The 24,504-nt window shown below is 53.5% G+C and carries 25 protein-coding genes; 19 read left to right on the top strand and 6 right to left on the bottom strand.

Annotated features, from left to right (window positions below):
* Positions 1 to 34: 34 nt before the first annotated feature.
* Both OGV82_RS02050 and OGV82_RS02045 read right to left on the bottom strand, forming a co-directional pair.
* Positions 35 to 505 (bottom strand): hypothetical protein, encoded by a 471-nt coding sequence (locus OGV82_RS02050; protein WP_047458624.1) that lies wholly within the window; start codon positions 503 to 505, stop codon positions 35 to 37.
* Positions 477 to 1,430, bottom strand: a complete 954-nt coding sequence (locus OGV82_RS02045; protein WP_047458621.1) for a winged helix-turn-helix domain-containing protein — start codon at positions 1,428 to 1,430, stop codon at positions 477 to 479. Before OGV82_RS02045 ends, OGV82_RS02050 begins: the two co-directional genes overlap by 29 nt.
* Before the next feature lie 743 nt (positions 1,431 to 2,173).
* Between OGV82_RS02045 and OGV82_RS02040 the strand changes: the two genes are divergently transcribed.
* The 13 genes from OGV82_RS02040 to OGV82_RS01980 all read left to right on the top strand — a co-directional run bounded on the left by OGV82_RS02040 (position 2,174) and on the right by OGV82_RS01980 (position 13,082).
* A complete protein-coding gene (locus tag OGV82_RS02040; protein ID WP_286462607.1) occupies positions 2,174 to 3,052 on the top strand; it encodes a flagellin N-terminal helical domain-containing protein in 879 nt (292 codons plus the stop codon).
* A 246-nt stretch (positions 3,053 to 3,298) separates the two neighbouring features.
* Entirely contained in the window at positions 3,299 to 4,192 is an 894-nt protein-coding gene (locus tag OGV82_RS02035; RefSeq protein ID WP_024130627.1) for a flagellin N-terminal helical domain-containing protein, read from the top strand.
* A gap of 204 nt (positions 4,193 to 4,396) precedes the next feature.
* Entirely contained in the window at positions 4,397 to 5,725 is a 1,329-nt protein-coding gene (gene fliD / locus OGV82_RS02030) for a flagellar filament capping protein FliD (RefSeq protein WP_047458617.1), read from the top strand.
* A gap of 22 nt (positions 5,726 to 5,747) precedes the next feature.
* Positions 5,748 to 6,140 (top strand): flagellar export chaperone FliS, encoded by a 393-nt coding sequence (gene fliS, locus OGV82_RS02025; protein WP_012133681.1) that lies wholly within the window; start codon positions 5,748 to 5,750, stop codon positions 6,138 to 6,140.
* Positions 6,137 to 6,442 carry a hypothetical protein gene (locus OGV82_RS02020; RefSeq protein WP_012133679.1) on the top strand — a complete coding sequence of 102 codons (306 nt, stop codon included), beginning with the start codon at positions 6,137 to 6,139 and terminating at the stop codon, positions 6,440 to 6,442. The genes fliS and OGV82_RS02020 overlap by 4 nt, the downstream gene beginning before the upstream one ends.
* Positions 6,442 to 7,515, top strand: coding sequence for a flagellar hook-length control protein FliK (locus OGV82_RS02015; protein ID WP_012133678.1), 1,074 nt, complete (start codon positions 6,442 to 6,444; stop codon positions 7,513 to 7,515). The genes OGV82_RS02020 and OGV82_RS02015 overlap by 1 nt, the downstream gene beginning before the upstream one ends.
* Before the next feature lie 13 nt (positions 7,516 to 7,528).
* On the top strand, positions 7,529 to 7,999 hold the full coding sequence (locus OGV82_RS02010) for a flagellar basal body-associated FliL family protein (protein ID WP_012133676.1): 471 nt from the start codon (positions 7,529 to 7,531) through the stop codon (positions 7,997 to 7,999).
* Positions 8,000 to 8,018: 19 nt separating this feature from the next.
* Positions 8,019 to 8,714: a FliA/WhiG family RNA polymerase sigma factor gene (locus OGV82_RS02005; protein ID WP_012133675.1), complete on the top strand. Its 696-nt coding sequence runs from the start codon at positions 8,019 to 8,021 to the stop codon at positions 8,712 to 8,714.
* A 7-nt stretch (positions 8,715 to 8,721) separates the two neighbouring features.
* Complete coding sequence (gene motA / locus OGV82_RS02000) at positions 8,722 to 9,585, top strand: flagellar motor stator protein MotA (RefSeq protein ID WP_012133674.1); 864 nt, start codon at positions 8,722 to 8,724, stop codon at positions 9,583 to 9,585.
* Positions 9,585 to 10,532 carry a putative lateral flagellar export/assembly protein LafU gene (gene lafU / locus OGV82_RS01995; RefSeq protein WP_012133673.1) on the top strand — a complete coding sequence of 316 codons (948 nt, stop codon included), beginning with the start codon at positions 9,585 to 9,587 and terminating at the stop codon, positions 10,530 to 10,532. Before motA ends, lafU begins: the two co-directional genes overlap by 1 nt.
* A gap of 16 nt (positions 10,533 to 10,548) precedes the next feature.
* Entirely contained in the window at positions 10,549 to 11,361 is an 813-nt protein-coding gene (locus tag OGV82_RS01990; protein ID WP_308385075.1) for a C40 family peptidase, read from the top strand.
* A 43-nt stretch (positions 11,362 to 11,404) separates the two neighbouring features.
* On the top strand, positions 11,405 to 12,439 hold the full coding sequence (gene parM, locus OGV82_RS01985) for a plasmid segregation protein ParM domain-containing protein (protein ID WP_196491298.1): 1,035 nt from the start codon (positions 11,405 to 11,407) through the stop codon (positions 12,437 to 12,439).
* A complete protein-coding gene (locus OGV82_RS01980) occupies positions 12,432 to 13,082 on the top strand; it encodes a hypothetical protein (RefSeq protein WP_012133670.1) in 651 nt (216 codons plus the stop codon). The genes parM and OGV82_RS01980 overlap by 8 nt, the downstream gene beginning before the upstream one ends.
* Positions 13,083 to 13,169: 87 nt before the next feature.
* On the opposite strand, the gene mtr is transcribed toward OGV82_RS01980, so the two are convergent.
* The 4 genes from mtr to OGV82_RS01960 form a co-directional block, all read right to left on the bottom strand.
* Complete coding sequence (gene mtr / locus OGV82_RS01975) at positions 13,170 to 14,414, bottom strand: tryptophan permease (protein ID WP_024130622.1); 1,245 nt, start codon at positions 14,412 to 14,414, stop codon at positions 13,170 to 13,172.
* 136 nt (positions 14,415 to 14,550) lie between these two features.
* Positions 14,551 to 15,939 (bottom strand): tryptophanase, encoded by a 1,389-nt coding sequence (gene tnaA, locus OGV82_RS01970; RefSeq protein WP_071259965.1) that lies wholly within the window; start codon positions 15,937 to 15,939, stop codon positions 14,551 to 14,553.
* 125 nt (positions 15,940 to 16,064) lie between these two features.
* Positions 16,065 to 16,160 carry a tryptophanase leader peptide gene (tnaC, locus tag OGV82_RS01965; protein WP_024130621.1) on the bottom strand — a complete coding sequence of 32 codons (96 nt, stop codon included), beginning with the start codon at positions 16,158 to 16,160 and terminating at the stop codon, positions 16,065 to 16,067.
* A 221-nt stretch (positions 16,161 to 16,381) separates the two neighbouring features.
* Positions 16,382 to 18,544, bottom strand: a complete 2,163-nt coding sequence (locus OGV82_RS01960; protein WP_101743920.1) for a TonB-dependent siderophore receptor — start codon at positions 18,542 to 18,544, stop codon at positions 16,382 to 16,384.
* A 449-nt stretch (positions 18,545 to 18,993) separates the two neighbouring features.
* On the opposite strand from OGV82_RS01960, the gene OGV82_RS01955 reads away from it, so the two are divergent.
* From OGV82_RS01955 to OGV82_RS01930, 6 genes are all read left to right on the top strand, one after another.
* Entirely contained in the window at positions 18,994 to 19,821 is an 828-nt protein-coding gene (locus tag OGV82_RS01955; RefSeq protein WP_012133664.1) for an ABC transporter ATP-binding protein, read from the top strand.
* Positions 19,818 to 20,831 carry a FecCD family ABC transporter permease gene (locus tag OGV82_RS01950; protein ID WP_101743919.1) on the top strand — a complete coding sequence of 338 codons (1,014 nt, stop codon included), beginning with the start codon at positions 19,818 to 19,820 and terminating at the stop codon, positions 20,829 to 20,831. The genes OGV82_RS01955 and OGV82_RS01950 overlap by 4 nt, the downstream gene beginning before the upstream one ends.
* Positions 20,828 to 21,880, top strand: a complete 1,053-nt coding sequence (locus tag OGV82_RS01945; protein WP_047458603.1) for a FecCD family ABC transporter permease — start codon at positions 20,828 to 20,830, stop codon at positions 21,878 to 21,880. Before OGV82_RS01950 ends, OGV82_RS01945 begins: the two co-directional genes overlap by 4 nt.
* A gap of 15 nt (positions 21,881 to 21,895) precedes the next feature.
* Positions 21,896 to 22,843, top strand: coding sequence for an iron-siderophore ABC transporter substrate-binding protein (locus OGV82_RS01940; RefSeq protein WP_012133661.1), 948 nt, complete (start codon positions 21,896 to 21,898; stop codon positions 22,841 to 22,843).
* Positions 22,844 to 22,845: 2 nt separating this feature from the next.
* Positions 22,846 to 23,739, top strand: a complete 894-nt coding sequence (locus OGV82_RS01935; protein ID WP_012133660.1) for a MurR/RpiR family transcriptional regulator — start codon at positions 22,846 to 22,848, stop codon at positions 23,737 to 23,739.
* 188 nt (positions 23,740 to 23,927) lie between these two features.
* The gene (locus OGV82_RS01930; RefSeq protein ID WP_047458599.1) at positions 23,928 to 24,494 is read left to right on the top strand and encodes a TetR/AcrR family transcriptional regulator; all 567 of its coding nucleotides are present in this window, start codon (positions 23,928 to 23,930) and stop codon (positions 24,492 to 24,494) included.
* The last annotated feature ends 10 nt before the right edge of the window (positions 24,495 to 24,504 follow it).

Below are 24,504 nucleotides of genomic sequence, written 5' to 3'. Positions count from 1 at the left end.
TAACCGGAAGCGGGCCTCCGCCTCCGGTTTTGACTTACTGCTGGATGGGGTAGAGAAAAATCGACCCACTTTGCCCTACTACCAACGGTTGCCCGTTAAATGCCAGCGGCTCCATCCAGAAATTGGTGTTCATCAGCATATCGACCAGACCATCTATCATCAGCCCCTTGTGCGTGGTGGTGTAGTAGATGGGCGTCAGGTAAAAATAGAGTTTGCCGTTTTTCCCTGACGTCGGCGTAAATTTTTCCTTTAGTACGAAACGATTGTCATCAGGGCTGGTAATGGTCGCCAGAATGGTGCCTTTCGTTGTTTTCATCCGTGAATTATAAATTTCTTTCGTCTGCGACATCAGGTCATAGAAACCAAGCTGGAAAGTCCCTTCCACATCCGTATTGGGGCGCTCTGCGCCGCCTGTGAGGGCACTGGTGCCGAATGCGATGGCGAGAAGCACGGAAATACTCAACAAAATCACAAGATTAACTTTCTTTGCATGTTGCCATTTCATTCAGTTTTCTCCGGGTTTCACGCATAATCAGGTTGTTCAGCCGTGTCGGATCGATACGCCAGTGATAAATCGTCATCGCTAACTGCTTTTTGTCGCACTGGCTGGTAAGGGCGAACGTGTAGTTCAGCGATGAATTGGTGATGCTAAAGTAGACGCTCATCCTGACTGACTGCATTTTGATCTGCTGATTAATGGTATAAAAAGTGTCTTTCAGCTTGGTATACAAGTTATTGGCGTCATAAGACGGCTCGCTGCTCGTCCCAATGGAATACAGGTTGATGTTGCTGTAAACGTTAGGCTGTATCTCCTGGGCGACCAGATGCTCATGGCCTTTCAGTTTCATGTACCAGCCGGTAAAGAGTATGCTGCCGATCGCCGTCAGCGCGAGCAGTAAAAACACGGTGGTCCAGTGGATGGATTTTTTCACTGGCCTGGTCGTTGCAGGCGGCGTTACGCGGACGATATCGTTCACTTGTTCCGCGACAGGAAGTGATGTCTCGTCGACAACCTCATATTCCCCGGCTAAATCGGAGGGGGCGTTTTCTTCCAGCGGAAGATGATTTTCTTCGGGATCGCGAACCTCGCTCTCTTCTTTTTCGATAAAGCAGCAATAATCAGGCTCAAGCAAATACCCTTTTTTAGGGATGGTTTTGATGATTTTTTGCTTTTTGCCGTCGTCTTCCAGTGCCGTACGCAGCGCGTGGATGGCATTGGGCAGACTGTTATTACCGATGACGCGGCGTTCCCAGACCAGCGTGGTGAGTTCTTCACGCGTAAAGATCTTTCCCGCATCTTGCATGAGCGTTTCAAGGAGCTTGAGTTGATATTCTCCCAGACGTTTACGTTCCCCTGTTGTTAAATGGAGAATAGATCCCGAGGGGATATCAACCAGCCAGTTATTAACGGAGTAATAGCGTTTATTCATTTATTCATCGATGGATATACCACCCCAGTAAATGCAACGGCTAAATATCGCAAGAAAATATAGCCTGAACACGGATGTTGACTATCTGTTAATTCCATTTGAAATTCTTAATGAATGCCGCTTGCCTGCGGGAGGTGAGGAAACGAAAAGCGCTTTTGCCGATGGCTGAGTTTGTTTTTCAGCCTGAACAGCACTCAGAAACAAGACACCAGCGGCCTGCTGTTGTTCTGATTATCGCGGAATCATCTTTTCCTGGCGCTCTTTTTACGCGATAAAAATGTGATGTGCAACCTCATTTGCAGTGAAAGATTCGCCTTGTTATTAATTCTTCTGATTAAAAGTTAATCGAAATAGTTAAAAGATCCTTATGTAAAATCAGGCCCTGCGAATGTGAAAAATTTGTGTTCATCAATCTCCTTTCATGGGGTGTGGGTATATTTTTTGGTAGATTAAAACAATAAACAAGAAAAAATAAAGGGGCGGAGTTAATTTTTTTATCGTTTGTGTCGCTTGATTGTATAATTATGGGGTTGGTTTTATTGCCGGGCTAAAGGTGGTTTATTGAGGATGGTATAATAAGAATAATTAATTGGATATTTTTCGTCTTGAAAAAAGAGGGTGACAAATCTTTAAATAAATTTTCATTAAATGAATTTAATTTTTCGTTGTGGTGGGTCGTTTTTATCAGTCAGCAACGACAAGAACCTGATAAAACAGACAGGTAATCCAAGGAGAAATATATTATGTCGCTTTCGATTTTCACCAGTGCTTCTTCTATGGCATCCACCAATGCCCTGAATAAATCCAACAATCTGCTGTCCACCGCAATGGAGCGTCTGGGCACCGGCAAACGCCTCAACTCCGCAGCGGACGATGCGGCGGGCTTGCAGATTGCCACTCGCCTTCAGGGTCAGACCAACGGCATGGCCGTTGCGCAGCGTAACATCTCTGATGCCACCGCATTGCTGCAAACCGCAGAAGGCGCGTTCGACGAAGTGAGCAACATCATGTACCGCATGAAAGATCTCGCCACCCAGGCAGCGAACGACACCAACACCACCAAAGACCGTGATGCCATCAACGCTGAAATGAACGACCTGAATGCCGAACTGAAAAACATCATGGGCAACACGTCTTATGCGGGCGATAAATTATTCGGTACTGGCGGTAAATTTGCCGATTCCCTGAACTTCCAGATTGGTTCTTCCTCTGGAGAAACCATGACCGTGAGCCTGGGTGATGAACTAGGCGGTACAGCGAGTGGCCTGTTTAGCGCTTCTGGTTTCTCGGGTATCGGTGACTGGAACAATACCGCTTCCGGTATCAACATCGGGAGCGCCTCCGACGCTACGGCGATGATGAACTCTCTGGAAACGGCGCTGAATGACGTCGGCGCCGTGCGCTCCAAAATGGGTGCGAGCATTAACCGTCTGGGCCACACCGCGGCCAACCTGGCAAACATGAAAGACAACACCGATCTGGCGCTGAGCAACATTCAGGATGCGGACTTCGCCAGCGAAGCCTCCTCCATGACGCGTAACCAGATGCTGGCGCAGACCAGCATGTCCATGCTGAAACAGTCCAACAGCATGTCCAGCATGGTGATGTCTCTGCTGGGTTAACAGTAAGCCGCCGCTTGCCTGGAAAGGCAGGCGATGTGTTCTTATGACGCTGCATCCTGCGCGGGGTGCGGCTTTTTTTGTGTCAGCTGTTGCCGTGCTGCTCCTTTTTGCCGTCTTTCTTCGCCATTTTTCCCCGGGTTGTCTGAAAAATGGTCATTCGAACGTCGTCGGATTTAATTTTCGAAATGGATGTGTCGTTTTGAGTCAGTACAACGAATGAATGACCTGAATGAATAAGGAATATCTATGTCGCTTTCTATTTTCACCAGCGCTTCTTCCATGGCATCCACCAATGCCCTGAATAAATCCAACAATCTGCTGTCCACCGCAATGGAACGTCTGGGTACTGGCAAGCGTATTAACTCCGCAGCGGACGATGCGGCGGGTCTACAGATTGCCACCCGTTTGCAGGGTCAGACCAACGGCATGGCCGTTGCACAACGCAACATCTCTGATGCCACTGCGCTGCTACAGACCTCCGAAGGTGCGTTCGACGAAGTGAGCAACATCATGTACCGCATGAAAGACCTTGCCACCCAGGCAGCGAACGACACCAACACCACCAAAGACCGCGATGCCATCAACGCCGAGCTGAACGACCTGAACTCTGAGTTGCAGAACATCATGAACAACACCTCCTATGCAGGTGACAAACTGTTCGGCGCTTCCGGTAAGTTTGGCGAAGCGATGAACTTCCAGATTGGCTCTTCCACCGATGAAACCATGCAGGTTGATCTGTCTAAAGAGCTGAAAGGTTCTGGCACCGACTCGCTGATTGATGCCAGCGGCGGTTTTGGCACGATTAGCGATACAAGCAGCAGCTACTACTCGGCCAGCGGCATCAACATTACTGACGCTGCCGGCGCGAAAGATCTGATGAACAACCTGGAAACTACGCTGAATGACGTCGGCGCCGTGCGTTCCAAAATGGGTGCGAGCATTAACCGCCTGGGCCACACCGCGGCTAACCTGGCGAACATGAAAGACAACACCGATCTGGCGCTGAGCAACATTCAGGATGCGGACTTCGCCAGCGAAGCCTCCTCTATGACCCGTAACCAGATGCTGGCGCAAACCAGCATGTCCATGCTGAAACAGTCCAACAGCATGTCCAGCATGGTGATGTCTCTGCTGGGTTAATCCTTCGCGGATATCTGCCCCTAAAACACCGCTGTATGGCGGTGTTTTTGTATCCGGCAATGCGCTTCCTTCTGCCGGAAATTGCGGAAGGGGACATTCCTCCTCTTACGTAACTCATTGATAAATACTTATTAAAAAATTGGCACGATAGTTGCTTTATCTACTGTATGTTGAAAGCGGCGCGCGTGCCCGGAGAAACCCACTATGTCTGATTTTGATCCAACGACACTGGCCACACAGTTGGCAGGCTATGACATTCTTGCGCTGCAAACCTCGCTGAAATCACAGACTTCCACGCTGGAAGCGCAGAAAAAAGCGCTTTCCTCGCTGCGTACCGCCCTGTCGGATTTCCGTTCGGCAATCACCGGGCTGAATTCCTCCAGCACCAGCGTGCTGAAAAATACCGCGACCATGAACCAGGAAGGGATCGCGACCATCACCGCCAGCGCGTCTGCCCGTAAAGGGACATACAGCCTGAACGTCACCCAACTGGCTTCTGCGCAGCAGAAAGGGTTTGACGGGCTTGATGATGAGGCGATTAAAAACGCCAGCGGTACGCTGAAGATCAATCTCAACGGCGAGAGCCTTGAAATTGAGATGGATGATTTAGACAGCCTCGCTGATTTTGCCGACGCCATCAATAATGCGGATTTCCCGAGCGCGTCTGACACCGCGACTTCTGACGACGGTCAAAACGGCGTTACCGCTTCGCTGATGCGTATTGATGGCAAGGTGACGCTGATGATGAGCAGCGATCAGAGCGGCGAGAAATACGATATTCAGCTGGATACCAGCGGCATGACCAACGGTCAGGATATCTTTAATGGCGAGAATGTGATTACCGCCGGTAAAGATGCCAAATTCACCGTTGGCGATTCCAGCACCGTTTACTCCAGCAGCTCCAATACCCTGGATAACCTGGTAGACGGCGTTTCGATCAAACTGACCGGCACCACCGAAGCCAACAAGCCGCTGGTTATTTCAGTCGACACGGATGCCACGGGGACAAAGGAGCAAATCCAGGCCTTTATCGATGCCTATAACACGTTGCAGGACACCATCTCCGGGCTGACGGCGACCGGCAGCAGCTCTGATTCGCGCGGCGCGTTTGCCGGTGATGCCAGTATCTCCTCGTTAACCAACGATCTGAGCAACATGCTGCGCGGCACCTTCGGCGATCAAAACATGACGAAGTTCGGCATTACTGCCGACAAAGACGGCAAGCTGTCGATCGACGCCGACACGCTCAATGAGCAACTGAAATCAAATCCGCAATCGGTCGCTGATTTCTTCAACGGGAATAACGGGCTGATTAAAGCGATGGATAAATCGCTGGATAAATACCTGAACACCAGCACCGGTTTATTAAAAGGTCGCCAGGAAACGCTCGACAGACAGCAGCGCGACATCGACACCAAAACCGAAAAAATGAACACGCGTTATGAGTCCTCCTATAACCGCTACCTGAAGCAGTTCACGCAGTTACAGTCGATCATGACGCAGATGAATAACACCATGAGTATGTTTAGCTAATTCTTAGGGAATTTAACTTTCAATGTACGGTAACGAGCAGGAAGGCTTCGGCCTCTATCACCAATCTGACCTGGCGATTCAGGCCGCAGCAGCGAATCCGCATCAGTTAGTGCTGATGTTGTTCAATGGCCTGATGGACGAACTGGTACGCGCGAAAAGCCATATTGCGGCGCGTCGCTACGAACGTAAGGCGCAAAGCATTAATAAATGCATCGACATCCTGAACGCGCTGACCAGCGCGCTGGATTTTGAAAAAGGCGGCGAGCTGGCATTAAGTCTGGCGAATCTTTATGACTACTGCGTTTACCGTCTCTATGACGCCAGCCACAAGCTGTCTGTCGAAAATATTGAAGAGGTGGAAGTTATCCTCGGCAATATTCAGGACGGCTGGGAAAAAATGGGTCAGGGAACATGAGCTATGCGTTGACGATGCGAACGCTGATGCAGGCGTTACGCCAGGCCGCAGCCGACCATAACTGGTCTGCCGTACGGAATGTTGACCTGAAGATTGCTGAATTGCTTACCGCTGTCCGGGGTAAACCCCTGGACGCGGCAGACAGCAAAGCCCTGGACGAGCTGCGGGAAATCCACCGTCAGGTGCGCGATTACTGTCAGGGGCAGAGCGACATTATTGCGAACAAAATGGCGCTCGCCATGCGCAATCGTGAAGGTGCGACGGCGTATGCCGCGTTTATGGACGCAGAGGATATGGGGTAATGGATATTCTCAATCTTTCTCAAAATGCGGGGCACGCTTCCGGTTTGCCGATGCAGGCGGAGACGATCGCCGGGCAGAGCGGCGCTCAGTCATCTGCCGGGCAGACGCAGCCAGGATTCAACGATGCGTTGATGAATGTTGTCAGCACGCTGATGGGCGGGCAGGGCAAAAATGCCCTGGGGATTACCGTCAGCGCGCAGCCGGTGAGCGTGCAGGACGAGGACGATACGGGCGATCGGCATCAGAAGGATGCCTCTCCGTTGAAAGACGATGCGCAGCAGCAGCTGTTGCAGGCGCTGTTGATGACCGGGCAGATGCCGGTTAAACCCGTCAGCTACGCGGGTCGTTCGCAAAACGAGATGAATGCGCTGACGTTGCAGACGCAGCCGTTACTGGCGGGACAGTTGCAGGAGAAGGGGGCGTTATCGCCAACGCTGCGCCCGACGCTGGCGGCAGGGGTTAACGTAACGCCTGCGACCGAGTCGCCGCAGACGCCAACCGCAGGGTTGCAGCACATTACGCCGCAGCTTATGACCGCAGTCGCTGTGGCGACGCCGACAGTGAATGCGCAGCCGGTCTCCGTTGTCTCCACGACGCCAACGGCGGCGGTGACGCCTGATGCAATGTCTGCGCATACCTCGACATTAAAACTTGATACGGAAACCTCCCGCTGGACGCAGCAATTGCAAAGCGCGTTGGGCGATCGTCTGCAACTTCAGGTGAAGAACCAGATCCAGCACGCCACTATCCGTCTCGATCCGCCTGAAATGGGCAAGATCGACATCTCGTTGCAGCTTGATAACGGGCGCGTACAGGTACAAATCAACGCCAGCCATGCTGAGGTCTATCGTGCGCTTCAGCAAACGAGCAACGATCTGCGCCAGAGCCTGACCGAACAGAACTTTGTTCAGGTAAACGTGCAGGTCTCCTCTCAGTCAGGGCAGCAGCAGGGCAAAGAACAGCAGTTCGCACAACAACACGCCATCATTCAGGCGGGAGATGAGATAGCGGCAGGTCTGCCGGAATCAGAAAGCACCCGCCGTGAAGATGATTCGGTATTACTGACCGTTTAACAAAAAGACATTTATGAACGCAAAAACAATCTCCTTTGGGCTGGCGATCGCTTTGGTTACCGCTTTACTGACGGCATGTTTAACCGTTGCCGGCACCTGGCTACTTCGCGCGGACACGGCATCGGAGAGCAATCCGTTGACGAGCTTATTTAAATCCTCCACGCCGCAACAGGTGGAGTTCGTGGAAATTAAAAACATCCTCATCACCCTGAAAGGGAAAGGTAATGCGGAGCGTTATCTGATGCTGGAACTGAACCTGGCGACCATGAGCGCGGAAAACGCGCGGACGGCGCAAGACATGATCCCTGCGATTCGCGGGGCGACCGTCAATTTGTTTTCTGAAATGGACTATGACGCCGTGCGTGCGCTAAGCGTCAGCAACCTGCACGACAAACTCAAAGCCGCCTATGCCGCCAGATTTGACAGCCTGAAGATGGACGTCCCCTTTGATGACGTCATCATCAGCAAAATGGTCTTCCAGTGATTGATAAGCCGTATTGGACATGATGGATTTTATCGCAAGTGAAACGCTGACGCCTGCGGATGAAGCGCGCTATGTCAGCACGTATCTGCCGCTCGTCAACAAAGTGGTGAAGCAACTCGCTTACCAGACCAGTAGCGTTATTGATCGGGATGATATGGAACAGATCGCGCTAATGGGGTTATTAACCTCGTTGCGCCGTTACGGTCATCCTGATGAGCAGTTTGCCGCTTATGCCATACAACGCGTTCGCGGCGCGGTACTGGATGAGCTGCGGTTGCTTGACTGGCGTCCGCGTCGTTTGCGACAGAAAACGCATAAGCTCAATGACGCGATCCGCGAGATTGCGCGTCAGCTGGGGCGTACGCCCAGCTTTGAGGATATCAGCCACCATCTTTCCATTACGGCTGAAGAGTATCAGGAATATCTCTTACTCGATTGCGCCAAAACGCTGGAGAGTCTCGACGATCTTTTGGGTAATGACGTATATGCGGGGGCGCTGGATAGCCGTCCGCTTGAAGAAGAGATCATCGTCAGCAGAACGCTACGCAACGCGTTGGCGAGTCTTGATGAGCGTGAGCAACTTATTCTCACGCTCTATTACCAGCATGAAATGAGCCTGAAGGAAATTGCGCTGGTCCTCAATTTAACCGAGGCCAGGGTATGTCAGCTCAATAAAATCATTGCGCAAAAAATTCAGTCTTTTTTCCAGAAGTGAAAGGTTTATGCAGAAATTCTTAGGTATTCTCATCATCATGGGGTGTGTTGTCGGCGGCTTTATTTTGTCAGGCGGGCACCTCGCCTCATTCTGGCAACCGGGTGAAATCATCATTATTCTTGGCGCGGGACTGGGGGCGATGGTACTGGCGAACCCCAAAGCGGTGCTGAGCGAAATGTACCGTCAGTTTCGCGGCATTATGCGCAAAAACGAATATACCGATGAGTATCAGCGCCAGCTGCTGATGCTGCTGTATGAACTGCTGGAACTGGTGCAGGACGGTGGCCTGAAGGTGCTGGATGAGCATATCGAAGCACCGGAAAACAGCGCGTTATTCCAGAAATACCCCCTCATGCTGCACGACAAAGCGCTGGTGACGTTCATCTCCGATAACTTCCGCCTGATGGCGATGGGGAAAATCAACGAGCACGAGCTGGAAGGGATTCTCGAACAGGAACTGGTGGCAATGGAAGAGAACCTTCTGCAACCGTCCCGCTCTTTGCAACGTACTGCGGAAGCGATGCCTGGATTCGGCATCTGCGCGGCGGTACTTGGCATCATCATTACCATGCAATCCATTGACGGCTCTATTGCGGTCATCGGTGTGAAGGTTGCGGCCGCTCTGGTGGGAACCTTCCTCGGCGTATTCTTCTGTTACTGCCTGATGGACCCGGTGGCGAACGCTATGGAGCAACGCACCAAAAAGCAAATCTCGGTGCTGGAGTGCGTGCGTACCGTACTGGTGAACCACGTTGCCGGTAAGCCGACGCTGCTGGCGGTCGATGCCGGGCGCAAAATGCTGCCGATGGACACGAAACCGACATTCGCGACGCTGGACGGTTGGGTAAACCAGATGATGGGTGATGCCTGATGCGTAACCGCAGCAAAGAACATACCACGATCATCAAACGCTCCTCGCGTAAAAGCCATGATGAATTTCATGGCGGCGCCTGGAAAGTGGCCTTCGCAGACTTCACGCTGGCAATGATGGCGCTGTTTATGGTGCTGTGGATCATGGGCGCGGTAACGGAAGAAGAACGTAAAGAGATTGTCTCCATGCTTAATGGCGAGTCGGTCTTTGAAGGCAACTCATTAACGCCCATTACGCAAAAAGAGGGGCAGGGCGGGCAGCTTTCGCTGATTGACAGCCGTCATCCGAAAACACCTAAACCGTCGAAAACGGCAGAGTCGTCAAAACCGTTGACCGATGCGGAGAAGCAGGTTGCTCAGCAGGCGAAACAGACGGAAAGCCTGGACGATGTGAACGCCCGCTCGCGTAATGAGATTGAAGATCTGGCGCGCATTATCATGAAAATCACCTCGACGTACGATGCGCAAGCCAACCTGAAAATGGAAATTGTGCCGCAGGGGCTGCGTATTCTGGTCTCGGACGATCAAAAACGCGAGATGTTCCAGCGCAGTAGCGCAATCCTGACGCCGTTTTTCAAACGCTTACTGACGGAGTTCGCGCCGGAGCTGAACAAGATTGACAACAAGATCATCATCACCGGCCATACCGATGCCACGCGTTTTCGCGATCAGGTGCTTTATAACAACTGGAACTTGTCCGGCGAACGCGCCATGCAGGCGCGAGCGGTTCTGACCACCGGGGGGCTGGATCAAAGCAAAATTCTGCAAGTGAGCGGCATGGCGGATCAGATGTTGCTTGACCCGCAACATCCGCTGAGTTCCGCGAACCGCCGCATTGAAATTATGGTGCTGACGCATTCCGCCAGTGATTCTCTGTACCAGTTCTTTGGGCAGCATGGCGAAAAAGTCATTAAACCGCTGACCGATAAACTGACGAAAAACCATTAATCAGATCGTTATTGCTGTGAAACGTTTCATCCGTTCTGTCCGTTTTGTACCTGCCCGGCATGTTCTGTGCCGCCAGGTACCTTTTTTTTCTCTCATCCTGTTATTGCTGATGCCGACGGGCTACAGCATCGCAAAGCCGAAGCCTGTAGAAGCGGGTATGACGCAGCAGGAAAACGCGTTGCAGATGCGGAAAAAAAATCGCGAGCGGCTGATGGCAAAAGTGAAAAAACGGACTGCCGTCGTACCGTTAACGCCGGAACAAAAGCAGCGGGAAACGGCGAAAAAACTGGCTGACCGTACTAAAAACCGCGAGATGCTGGCAATGCATGCCCGCTGGCAGCCCGGTAGCCTGGGCGGCTCCGACACGCTGTGGAGTCAGGCGCGCAAAGGGAAGGACAAAACGGGGCGCATCAGCCCGAAACTGGCGTCCCGATTACATACCGTCATCAAGCGTCTGGAAGACCAGTTAGGTAAGCCCTATGTCTGGGGCGGTAAAAATCCGCTGGAAGGATTTGATTGCAGTGGCCTGGTTTTCTACGCCTTCAATCATGTGCTGGAGCGCAAGCTACCCCGCACGGCAAACGGCATGTATCAGGACCCCACTCTTAAACATATTCGCGTAGATAAACTCCGTCGCGGCGATCTGGTGTTTTTTAACATTAACCAGCGACCGGGCGCCGACCATGTTGGCGTCTACCTTGGAAACGATGAGTTTATTGAGGCCCCGCGTAGCGGGCTAAATATCCGCATTAGCCAGCTTTCAGATGATTTCTGGCAATCGCATTACCTCGGCGCTCGCCGCATTCTGACGGAAGAGGCGATGCTGTAAAAATGACCCTTAGATTGAGTTAAAACCCATGACCGCAACACGTATGAAATTCGCCATTGATGATGGCTCAACCAATGTGAAAATTAGCTGGATTGAAAACGGTACGCTGAAGACCGTTGTTTCGCCGAACTCCTTCCGTAAGGACTGGAAAAGCGCGGCGCTGCTGCGTGGTCAGTCGGTATACAACTACACCATCGGCACCACGAAATACACCTATGATGCGACCTCGGATAAAGCGCTTTCCACGACGCACATCGAATACCAGTATGACGATTTGAATCTGCTGGCGGTTCATCATGCGCTGCTGCAAACCGGCCTGACGCCGCGTGACGTTGAAGTTATCGTCACACTGCCGATTACGCAATTCTACAAGCCGGACGATTGCCAGCGTAACGATGAGCGCATCGAAGCGAAACGTCGCAACCTGATGCGTGAGATCTCGCTGAATAAAGGCGAGCTGTTCCGTATCGTTGATGTGCATGTTATGCCGGAGAGCCTGCCTGCGGCGCTGTCGCATCTGCTTAACTCCAACGTGAATGAATTCACCAAGTCGCTGGTCATCGACTGCGGCGGGACAACGCTGGACATGGGGGTGATTGTCGGCGAGTTTGACGATGTTTCAGCAATTTACGGCAACAACGAAATCGGCGTGGCGATGGTGACGGACGCCACGCGTAAATTACTGGCGGCGGCGGACAGCGACTCCAGCTACCTGGTGGCGAACGAGCTGATCAAGCGTCGCAACGATCTGGATTTTGTCAGAAGCGTCATTAACGATGAATCGCGGATTGACGAGATCCTTGAACGGATCGAGATCAAGATTCAGGAACTTGGCGATCAGGTGGCTTATGAAGCGAAGAAATTCGCTAAAAACCCTAACCGCGTTTATCTGGTCGGCGGCGGCGCGCATCTGATCGAATCCGCTCTGCGTCAGGCCTATTCGACGCTCGGCGAACGCGTGGTGACGCTCGACAACCCGCAAAGCGCGCTCTCTCGCGAGATCTGCCTGTACCATGCTGAGTCAGGCGTTGAGCAGATTGATTCGCCGCAAATGGTTGAGGTAGGCGACGATGAGTAACAGGCAGATCCGCCGTGTTAACCTCTCATTGCATTTGTCGCCAGAGCGATCGCGCGCGGATTTGCGCGCGATGCTGCAACTAAAAAAATGGTATGGCGCAGTGCAGCGGGACGGGAGCGACGTCAATGACGCCAACATGGAGATCCGCCAGTTTCATCGCAATATCTATCTGTCCGGCCTGCAATTGCATCTTCTCAACCCGCAATTGTGCAGCCATGTTGCAGAATCCCTGAGCCGGGAAGGTTTGAGCCTCGAATCCCTTTGCGCGGAATTGCAGGAGAGCAATTTGCTGCCCGTCGCCCTCATGACCGGCGATGGCGATGAAGAAAAAGAGAAAGACTTCAGCGAACAGCAACTGGCGCAAATGCGTACGCTGATGGCGCAGGCCCTGCAAAAACAGCAGGTCGCCGCAGCGCCATCGGATAACACGCAGCATGAGGAGACGGCAAAACTGCGTGAAGAGGTCGCCCAGCTCAAAGTCTTGCTGGAACAGCAGCATCTGCTGTTGCAACAGCTGCGCGTAACGGGGCGCACGTCAGCGGCGGAACCGGCTAAATCCGTAAATGCTGAAGAAGTCGATCTCAGTACCGTAGACGCGCCGACGCAGAAGATGAGTAAAGTGCGTCAGAAAGGGATCTTTTAGACTTTCGCACTTCGCACAGCGCGTCACCAGTGTTGAAAAGGGAACCCGGCGGTTCCCTTTTTATTTTATGCCGCCGCGCACGGCGTACTACCGGTATACCGGCAGAAGGTTAATGCTGGATAGAATATGGATAAGCGCGTTAGCTGCCCCAAAGCATAAAATCAGGACAATCATCGCGTTGCCTCCCCATACCCGATAGTGCGGGCTGTTAAAGCGTTTGCGCGATGCGCGCGCCAGCAGCGCCGGGACAATCGCCGCCCAGACGGTGGCGGCCAGCCCGGCAAAACCGATGGCGTAGATAAACCCATTTGGCCAGATTAAACCGCCGGTGATGGGCGGCAGAAACGTGACCAGCGCAGTTTTGAAACGTCCTTTTGGCGAGTCGTCGAACCTGAAGAGATCGGCGAGGTAATCAAATAATCCCAGCGTAACGCCGAGGAACGAACTGGCGACGGCAAAGTTGGAGAAGACGGTCAGCAGCAGATCGAGCGTTGAGCTGTTCAGCAAACCGCTCAGCGTCTGTACCAGCACGTCGATATTGCCGCCTTTTTCGGCGATCTCAATAAACGCCGGACGCGGAATATTCCCCATCGTACCGACCAGCCAGATGATATACAGCACCAGCGCCATCAACGTTCCCAGTAGCAGGCAGCGGCGGATGGTCAACGGATCTTTGCCGTAATATTTCATCAGACTGGGCACGTTGCCGTGATAACCAAATGAGGCGAGACAGAACGGCAACGTCATCAGGACGTAGGGCAGGTAGCTGGGGCTGACTTCAGCGGTATTGAGTAAAATCGTCGGCTGGACGTGCCAGAGCAAACCGCCAAACGTCATAAAGAAGGTGAGAATTTTAGCGCCCAGCACAATGGTCGTCATACGGCTCACCGCCCGGGTGCTTAGCCAGACAATAAACGCCACCGCCAGGGCGAATAATAACCCGCCGAGCCTGGCCGGAAAGACGATCCCCATTTGTGCAAAGGTATGGTGAATAACCGAACCGCTGGCGGAAATATAGGCGTAAGTCAGAATATACAGCACGAACGCGACGGTCAGACCGTTAATAATATTCCAGCGATTTCCCAGCAGGTCTTTGGTAATCGTGTCGAAGCTGGCGCCAATATGATAATTCAGGTTTGCTTCCAGGATCATTAACCCGGAATGCAGCATACAAAACCAGGTAAAAATTAATGCCAGCAGTGACCAGAAAAACCAGGCGCCAGACATCACCACCGGGAGAGAAAACATGCCCGCGCCAATAATGGTTCCACCGATAATCATTGCCCCGCCGATCAGCGACGGCGCTTTATTTGCGACCGATAATGTAGCCATAGTGCGTTTTCCTCGCGTGGCTATGCCCGTCATTGTGCAGAGAAAAGGGCGATCCCGCTTTTCTCATACCTGAATGCGTTGAATATCGTATTAAATAGCGGAATCGCGCTCCCGCAGGGGAGCGCGTATCAGAACGTTATTTCACCGGTTTCAGCCGGGCCACAAAGTGGCGCAGCACCGGCGGTTCATAGGTGAAAGTCAGCCCTTTGATCGATGCGGCGCGGGCTTTTACGGCGATTAACGCATCCGCGATATAGTCCATGTGATCGTTGGTGTAGACCCGGCGTGGGATCGTCAGACGCAGTAACTCCATTGGCGACGGTTTTTGTTTGCCAGTGGCCGGATCGCGCCCAAGCAGCAGAGAGCCAATTTCCACGCTGCGAATCCCGGCTTCCAGGTACAATTCGTTATTCAGCGCATGAGCCGGGAACTGTTCTGCCGGAATGTGCGGCAGCAGCAGCTTCGCATCGACAAATACCGCGTGGCCCCCGGTTGGATACTGGATTGGAATCCCCCCTTCGCGCAGCCGTTCGCCCAGGTATTCCACCTGGTTAATCCGATAGGCGAGGAAATCTTCATTCATCCCTTCTTCGAGGCCGATCGCCAGCGCTTCCATATCGCGCCCCGCCAGCCCGCCGTAAGTGACAAACCCTTCCATCGGCACGCAGCGAATGCGCACGTCGTTGAACAGATCTTCATCATCACGGAAGCAGCACAGCCCGCCGATATTGACCATCGGATCTTTCTTCGCCGACATGGTTAGCATATCCCCATACTGGTACATCTCACGGACGATCTCTTTCACCGTTTTATCCGCGTATCCCTCTTCGCGCTGTTTAATAAACCAGGCGTTTTCGCAGAAGCGGGCGGAGTCGATGACCACCGGAATATTGTGCCGCTTCGCTATTTGATACACCTCGCGCATATTGGCGATGGAAACCGGCTGGCCGCCTGAGCTGTTGCAGGTGACGGTGGTGATAATCGCCGCGACGTTTTCTGCGCCATGTTCCGCGATGGTGGCGTTGAGCAGGTCGATATCAAAGTTGCCTTTCCAGTCGTACCATGAGGTGGTGTCGAACGCTTTTGGCGTCACCACGTTGATGGCTTTCGCGCCGTTTAATTCGACATGGGCGGCGGTCGTATCAAAGTGGAAGTTGGAAATAAAGACCGGTTTTTCGGCGTTGCGGCGGGCAATCAGGCAGGGAAACAGAATTTGCTCGGCGCCGCGTCCCTGGTGCGTTGGGATCGTGAACGGGTAGCCGATCAGCTCTTTTACTTTGTCGCACAGATGGTAATAGTTGCGTGAGCCGGCGTAGGCTTCATCGCCCATCATCAGGCCTGACCATTGACGATCGCTCATTGCGCCAGTGCCGGAGTCGGTCAACAGGTCGATATATACATCATCGCTTTTGAGCAGAAAAGGGTTATATCCCGCTTCTTCAAGCGCTTTAACACGGTCGTCCCAGGTGGTCATACGAATGTTTTCTACCATTTTAATGCGGAACGGCTCAGGAATACGTTTCATATTATTTCTCCAATAGCATGTCGCGCTACGTGAACGTTATTTTTGTGCCTTTAACAGGCGCAAGAAATACCGACCAAACGTAGTGTTCAGTTAATTTTTTATTGATGTTGAACGGCTAAGGAGAATTAACGCGGAAAGTCGTTAGAAATACGCGGATCGAGGTTATACCAGAAGTGCAGACCGCCTGCGGCAATGAGGCGATAAAACGATTTGTGTTTCATTACATCGTCCTCCATGAGTGAAAGGGAATTTAAAAATAGCGGAAGATTAAAATTTATCCGCGATAAAAATCACAAAATGTTAAATCTGATACAGTTCAGTTAAGAAAGTTGATGAGGCGCGCATTTTTGCGTTCATTGGGCGGTGTGAGTTTATTCATCTTAATGTGAGGGAATAGCGGGAATACCCTGCTAGAATTGACAGGGTATTTGGACGAGAAGGATCAGAACTCCATTTTTACCGTGAACTGAACTTCACGCGGGTCGCCAATCTGATTACCCAGATTATTGGTGGCAATGGATGAGGTGTAATACGTTTTATCAAACACGTTTTTCACGTTGAGTTGCAGAGTCACCGGGTATTGCAGTTTCATCTTATAGGCTGCGAAGGCATCGGCCACAAAATAACCAGGCAGATAATAGTCCGCGCCGTTGGTGGCGGAGCGACGGCTTACGCCATGTCCGCCGCCGCCAATGGTCAGCGTATTGCCCATAAAGGCGTTGTGAATGTCATAGGTCAGGAACAATGAACCGGTATGACGCGGTACGTTAGGCAGCGGTTTCCCTTTGTAATCGGGATCTTCCGTGACTTTTGCTGCGGTATAACCGTAGCTGGCGATGATATTGGTATTGGGCGTCAGCGAGCCTGCGACATCCACTTCCACCCCCTGTGAGCGTACGCGCCCTGCGGTTTTCGCCACGGTTTCGCCATCCACGATTTCGTTGTACAGCACGTTGCGCTTATCAATATTGAACAGGGCGATATTGGCGGTGATGCCGTCAAAGAGATCGAATTTCGCCCCCACTTCATAGGCGGTAGAGGTTTCCGGCGGCAGATCGCCAATGTAGCTGGCAATAGAGTATTGCGGCATAAAGGCGCGCGATACGTTGCCGAACAGCGACACAGAAGGGGTCAGCTTATAGACCATGCCGAATTTCGGCACCCACTGCTGGTCCGTACTGTCGGTGTTGACGTTGAACGGGCGGCCCTTCCCGGCATATTCGGTGTAGTACTGATAGCGCATCCCGGCGACGGCGATCCACTTATCGGTCAGATACAGCGCATCCTGTACGTAAGCGGAATAGCTCTCCTGCTTAATCGTCTGGTCGCTGTCGGAGGCCGAGACGCTGGTGCATTTGCCGAGCGTACCGTAGACCGGATTGTAAATATTAAATCCTTTCACGTTCTTACAGCGAATCATATCCGTGCGCAGCAGATCGTAATTCTCATAAGAGACGCCGGTCAGGATCTCGTTATAGAAACCAGCGATATCCACGTTTCCTTGTAAATCGGCGCGGGTCGCGTGCATCCGTTGGGTGGAGCCTTGCGTTGCATCCACGCGGCGGGTCAGGTTCCCGGTAGCGGAATCATAAGCCATCACGCGAGCCTGGTTATCGCTGTATTTATCCTGGCTGAAGCTGTAATCAAATTTCGCCGTCCACGCACTGTTGAAGCGATATTCGGCATTGAGCTGCGCCAGATCCGATTCGCCATCGGTGATATTGAATTTCTCATCAAAGCGGGTTTTCCGATCCACGTTAACCGGCTGTTTGGTATTGAGATCGAAAATGGTGCCGCGATCGAACGGGGCTTTGTAATTACGGTGCGAATAGAGCACGCTGACCGTCGCGTTGTCGCCAAACCAGGTCAGGGAAGGGGAGATGAAGCTGCTCTGGTTAGTACCATAGTTGCGCCAGTAGTCCTCGTGCTGATACTCACCGATCAGGCGATACGCCAGTTGGGTGCCTTCAATCGGCCCGGTGATGTCAAACTGGCCTGTGCCGCCGCCGAAGCTGGAGGAGGTGGCGGAAATTGAGCCGCCAAATTGCGTTTGCGGACGTTTGGTCACGACGTTAATCAGGCCGCCGGGATCGAGAATACCGTACAGCGTGGAGGCCGGGCCTTTCAGCACTTCCACCCGCGATGTGGCCGCGTTGAAACTGCGCGGCAATACGGTTTTAAGACCGTTGGTCATCACGGAACCGTCACGATTCGCGCCGAAACCACGGCGAACAAACGCATCCTGCGTTCCGCCCAGCGTGTTGGTTTGCACGACGTTGCTGATGTTATACAGCGCTTCATCGAGCGTTGTGGCGTGCTGATCTTCCAGCACTTTGTCGCTGACGGTATTGACCACCTGCGGGATATCCAGCAGCGGCATCGACGTCAGCGTGGCGGTGGACGAACTCAGCGGTTGATAACCTGACGTGACGGCCTGATCGGCAGAAGAGGAGTCTGCGCGCACGGTCATCGTCTCTTCATTTTTGAGCGGCGAGTTTTCTTTTTCCGCCGCCATGACCGCAGGAGCCGTCGTGATACCCAAAAACAGAGCGGAGCACAGCGCTCGCCCTTTCATCCCAGAAAAATAAGGAGTTAACTTAGCCATCTTTTATTTATTCCGCAAAATACCCTGCCAAAAACGGGAGGGGAAACAGGTTTATCCAGTTCATTGCCCGGCTTGCTAGCCATGCGTTTTATCCATCTTTTAACCAACGTAAACGGCGTCAGATGTGTAATTGAGAATCATTCAATCATGGGTGTTTGTAGTAGTAAACGTAAAAATGAAAAAGAAACTACAGCAGGGTTAACGTCATAAAACCGTAGTGTTATTGCGGGAAAATAATTTTTAATTTATTGATATTTATCTGTTTTTATAAGTTTGTTCGTCTTTTTCTGCGGCGTTTTTGTTGCGTGAGTACGGTGATGTAACTACAGGGCGTAATTGCTTGACTACTACAGCGCAACCCAGCAAGATCTTAAAGAGAATGAGTTTTATTTTTATTTGAAAGGCTGCGCGCGCTGGCTTTGCCAGGCTGCGACGGCGCAGGAGTGAACATGCCACAGCATGTGGAAAACACCGCCCACAGAACGGGCATTGAGCTGAAACAGCTTTCTGCTGGCTATCGTCACCACGCCATCGTGCATGACGTCTGCCTCACTATCCCGCAAGGTAAAATGACGGTGCTGGCCGGGGCGAACGGCTCAGGCAAATCCACCTTATTAAGTACGATTGCCCGAATGCTGAAGCCGTTGGGCGGCAGCGTGCTGCTTGATGGTAAAGCGATTCATCAACAGCCGACCAAAGCGGTTTCGCGTCAGCTTGGCATCCTGCCGCAATCCCCGCTGGTGCCGGAGGGGTTAACGGTTTTTGAACTGGTTTCGCGCGGGCGTTTTCCCTGGCAGAATTTTCTCCAGCAATGGACCGATGATGACGCACAGGCCGTAGAGCAGGCGTTACAGCTCACCGGAACAACCGACTTCGCCCATTTGCCGGTGGAGAGTCTCTCCGGCGGGCAGCGGCAGCGGTGCTGGATTGCGATGGCGCTGGCGCAGCAAACGCCGTTTATTTTGCTGGATGAGCCTACAACCTTTCTCGATCTGCGTTATCAGGTAGAGATCCTTGAGCTTCTGCACTCCCTGACCCGCCATCATGGTCGTACCGTGGTGGTGGTGTTACATGATCTCAATTTCGCGGTGAATTACGGCGATATGCTGGTCTTTCTCAGGCAGGGGCGGCTGGAGGGGATCGTACATGAAGGAGAACACTGTACGCCGGAGCTGATCAAATCGGTGTTTGACGTCGATGTGCAGATGTCGGTGAATCCGTTGACCGGAAAGCCGTTCTTCATGCCGTTTCGTGCCAGGGCTGGAGCGGAAGAATGACGGCTATGGTCATCGCATCAGGCCGCCGTCGTGGTCGATTTCTGCTGGCGCTTCCTGTCTTGCTACTGCTGCTGTTTATGCTGGCGGTGATTCATCTGGGCGTCGGGGCGCGTGCCGTCAGTCCGCAGACCGTCATTCAGGCGTTATTTCACTTCGATGCCAAAAACTTTGATCACCGAATCGTTATCTCTCTGCGTCTGTTGCGTATGGCTGCGGCCATGCTGGTTGGCGCGGCTTTGGGCGTAGCCGGCGTTCTGTTACAGGCATTGATTCGCAACCCGCTGGGCGAACCGCACATTCTGGGGCTGAATGCGGGGGCCGCGTTCTCCGTGGTGCTGTGTACCGCGCTGGGCGTCGCGGGGCTCAGTCAGTCACTGGTTGCGGCAGGGGGCGCAGCGGCACTCTTTTTGTTGGTGATGGCGCTCTCTTCCGCCGGGCGTGGCGGAGTGACGCCGCTGAAGGTCACGCTCTGCGGCGTGGCGCTGTCGGCGATGGTGTCGTCGCTCACGGCGGCAATCCTTATTCTGGATGAGCAGACGTTGCTGGCGATGCGCACCTGGCTGGTGGGCGATCTCGCGGGGATGAGTTGGGAAAAAGTACGCCAGGCCCTCCTGCCGTCGCTGGTTGGCGTCGTACTGGCGGTAGCGATAGCGCCGGGGCTGAATATTCTGGCGCTAGGCGACCGGATGGCCTGTGGGTTGGGCGTTAATATTCTGCGCATTCGTCTGATGGCGATGATCGCCATTGCGCTGCTGTGCGGCGCGGCGGTATCCGTCGCCGGGCCGCTGGGTTTTATCGGGCTGTTGGTTCCGGGCGTCATCAGACGTCTGGTGACGGAAGACATTCGCCAGATGCTCCCGCTGGCGGCACTGCTGGGGGCGGCTGTGCTGCTACTGGCGGATATTGTTGCCCGAACCCTGCTTGCCCCGCAGGAGCTGGCTACAGGGGTGATGACCGCGCTGGTCGGCGCGCCGGTGTTTATTTTCATTGCGTCGAGATTTCTTAAATGAGCGTTGTTCTGGCGCGTGCCGGGCTGCGCGCATGGCGGGTGGGGAAATTCTCACGCCTTGTCCGGCTGAAAACGGTGTGGTGTGTGCTGGGGTTTGCCACGCTGGCCGCCGTACTGCTGGTTTCGGGCGTGTTGCAGGGGTCGCTTCCCGTTCCGGCTTCCGCCATCGGGCGTGCGTTGTTCTCTCCGCAGGCGTTAACGGAGCAGCAGCAGTATGTTGTCTGGGATGTCCGTCTTCCGCGTTTGCTGATGGCGCTGCTGTGTGGGGCAATGCTGGGGCTGGCTGGCGCGGCGATGCAGTCGATTACCCGTAACGGCCTGGCGGACCCCGGTCTTATCGGCGTGAAAGAGGGGAGTAGCGTGGTGGTACTGGCGTTAGTGCTGCTCTTCCCGTCGGTCAGCCTGGTCTGGCGACCGCTGGCGGGTATTGCTGGCGGATTACTGGTCGCCGCGCTGGTCATGCTGCTGGCCCGTGATTTCTCCCGCCCGCGATTTGTGCTGATCGGCATTGGCGTCTCGTGGTTCTTTGCTGCGGGAATGGGCGTTTTTATGACGACAGCCGATGTCCGCGATGTGCAAACGGCGCTGGTCTGGCTGGCCGGAAGTCTGCACGCCGCCACCTGGCCGTTGCTGTGGGTGGCGCTGGGGTGGGCGTTGCCTGCGGCTGTTCTGCTGTTTGCGACGGCGAGAGCATCGGATGTGGCGCTGCTGGGTAATCACACCGCGACCGGGCTCGGGGTGCGTCTGTCTCATCTGGCGCTGCTGCGTTTTATGGCGCCGGTCTTTCTGACCGCCGCCAGCGTCTCCTGCGTGGGCAGCCTGGGGTTTGTCGGCCTGATGGCGCCGCATATGGCGCGTTTTTGCCTGCGCGGAGGGCAAATGGCGTTGCTGTGGGGCAGTGCGCTCATTGGCGCTCTGCTGGTGCTGCTCACGGATACCATCGGGCGTCTGGCCTTTGCGCCGCTGCAAATACCGGCGGGGATCGTGATTGCGCTGGTCGGCGGCCCTTTCTTTTTACTGTTGCTCTGGCGTCGTCGGGATCGTTTGTAATTTTTAAGAGGGTGTATGCGTTTACTTTTTTCGCTGTTGCTGCTGCTGGGGTGCTCTGTACAGGCAGAGGTTGCCACCCGGCCTTTTACCGACGATCTCGGACGCGTGGTGAACGTGCCGCTGCATCCGCAGCGCATTGTGTCATTACACGATCTTGATATCACCATTCCGCTGATTGAGCTGGGCGTTCCGCCGGTCGCCAGCCACGGCAGAACGCGTCCTGACGGCAGCCATTTCCTGCGTTCGGGCGCGCTGCTGACCGGCGTCGATTTTGATCATTCGACAATAAAGTTTATTGGTACGGCAGACATTGATATTGAAGCGATTGTCGCCGCGAAACCCGATTTGATCATCACCGAGCCGAGTCGCCATACGCCCATCGAACAACTGGAGAAAATCGCCCCGACGGTGAGCATTGATCATCTCGACGGCGGCGCGCCGGAAATTTACCGCAAGCTCGCGCAGCTTACCGGAACTCAGGCGCGACTGGCTATCCTGGAGCGTCGCTACCGGGAAGAGATTGACCGGTTGAAGCACACGGTGGATACCCAACACATTACGGTGTCAGTCATTCAGGCAAACCAAGGAAAAATCAATGCGTTGCACACCTATCATTCGTTAGGACGCGTCCTGCGCGATGCCGGATTTTCCTTCCCGAAACTGATCGACAGCATTCCGCCTGGAGGGCGGATTGACGTGAGCGCGGAGCGTCTGCCAGAGATGGACGCGGATTTTGTTTTTGCCACCTGGCGCGGTGATACCGGTGGTAAGCCGCAGGATGAAATTGCCGCGATGGATGCCGTGTTGCCGGGCTGGTGCGAGTTTCTTACCGCTTGCCAGCGCGGGCACTACGTTTTGATCTCCCGTGAAGAGGCGATTTCGAACTCCTTTGCATCACTCAGCCTGATGGTTGCACAGGTACAGTCGCATATTGCCGGGCGCCACTTACCGGAGGGGAAATAACCATGCTGACGGCGAAGAAAGTGAAAAATCGTATTGATGTCTACGGCGATCGCTTCCGGGCGCGGGCGCATCTGCTTTCGCCGAGGATGCAGGCGGTGGCGCGTTATATCCATGAGAACCGGGAAGTGGTACTGGAATTTACGGCGATAGAAATTGCGGCCGCCACTCAAACTTCTGACGCGACGGTTGTCCGGGCGATTCAGGCATTGGGGTTTGCCGGGCTGCGCGATTTAAAACAGACCATCGAACACTGGTTTGGCCCGGGTATCACCTCGGAAGAGAAAATGACGACCACGGTGAATACGCTTTCCTGCGATGTAAATTCGAGCATTGATTTTGTTCTGCAAGGGCATCAGCGCACCTGCGACGTGCTGTCTACGCCGCAAAACCGTTACGCGATTGCGCAGGCGGTCGCACTGTTGGTGGAGGCGCGTCAGGTGGGGATATTTGGCATTGGCGCATCCGGGATACTTGCGGACTACACGGCGCGTCTGCTCAGCCGTATTGGCTTGCCGTCGGTGGCGTTTAATCGTACCGGGATTAACCTGGCGGAACAGCTGATTGCGCTACAGCGGGGGGATGTGCTGATTATGATGGCACAGAAATCGCCGCATCGCGAAGGGTTGACGACCATCCGCGAGGCGAAGCGGTTGGGCGTGCCGGTGATTTTACTGACCAATGCGCTGGAATCACGTTTTAGCAAGGAGGCGGATGTGGTGATCAATGTGCCGCGCGGCGGTGAGAACGGGAAAATGCCGTTGCATGGTACGGTGCTGGTTTGCCTGGAAATGATCGTGTTGTCTGTCGCTTCGACAGCCCCGCAGCGTTCGATTAAGTCCGTTAAGCGCATCAATGAATTGTACCGGGGAATTGGAAAGTCAGGGGCAAAGAAATAAATTTAAATATTCTCTCCATTTGATTTTCAGATTTTTTTCATTAAATCTCCATAATCTCTCCATTATTTTCCTGGCAAATAATGCAGGAAAATAATAAGCAAAAAAATCCTTTTCAATGTGCGCAGGAGACGTATAATTAGCCAAAATGAGAACGATCATTCTCACTTTTGAGGTGACGAGGAGATGCGATGAGCAGCAAGCTGGAAATCCGCCAGAAACAACGACAGGATGAGATCATCAACGCCGCGCGCCAGTGCTTTCGCGCCAGCGGATTTCACGGCGCCAGCATGTCGCAGATCGCTGCTGAAGCCCGTCTCAGCGTGGGGCAAATCTATCGCTACTTCGCCAGTAAAGATGCCATTATCGAAGAGATGATCCGCCGTATTATCGACTATCGCATTACACAGATAGAAGATAAAACCCAGACGGAGCGTATCCCCGGAATCCTGGCCTGGCGGCAAACGCTGAGCGAGGATGATGATGCGCTGATGCTGGAGATGGCGGCTGAATCGACCCGCAATCCTCATGTTGCCGCGATGCTCGAAGAGGCGGATGCGCGGATGTTCGACAACGCCTGCGCGCACTTGAGAAAAACGTGTCCGCAACTTAGCGAGGTCCGCATCCGTTGCTGTGTTGAAGTGATTGCAACCATGATGGAAGGGGCGGTTTACCGTCGCCTGACGCCGCAAAAAAGTGACCCTGATGCGTTACAGGAGATATATCGGGATATCGTTACCATGCTTGTGAATGGCTGAATAAAGAATC

It is taken from the genome of Citrobacter sp. CK191 (assembly GCF_030333435.1).
Lineage (GTDB): Bacteria > Pseudomonadota > Gammaproteobacteria > Enterobacterales > Enterobacteriaceae > Citrobacter_B > Citrobacter_B koseri.
Note: the sequence above shows the minus strand (reverse complement) of the source record. Positions and strands in the feature narration are given on the sequence as shown.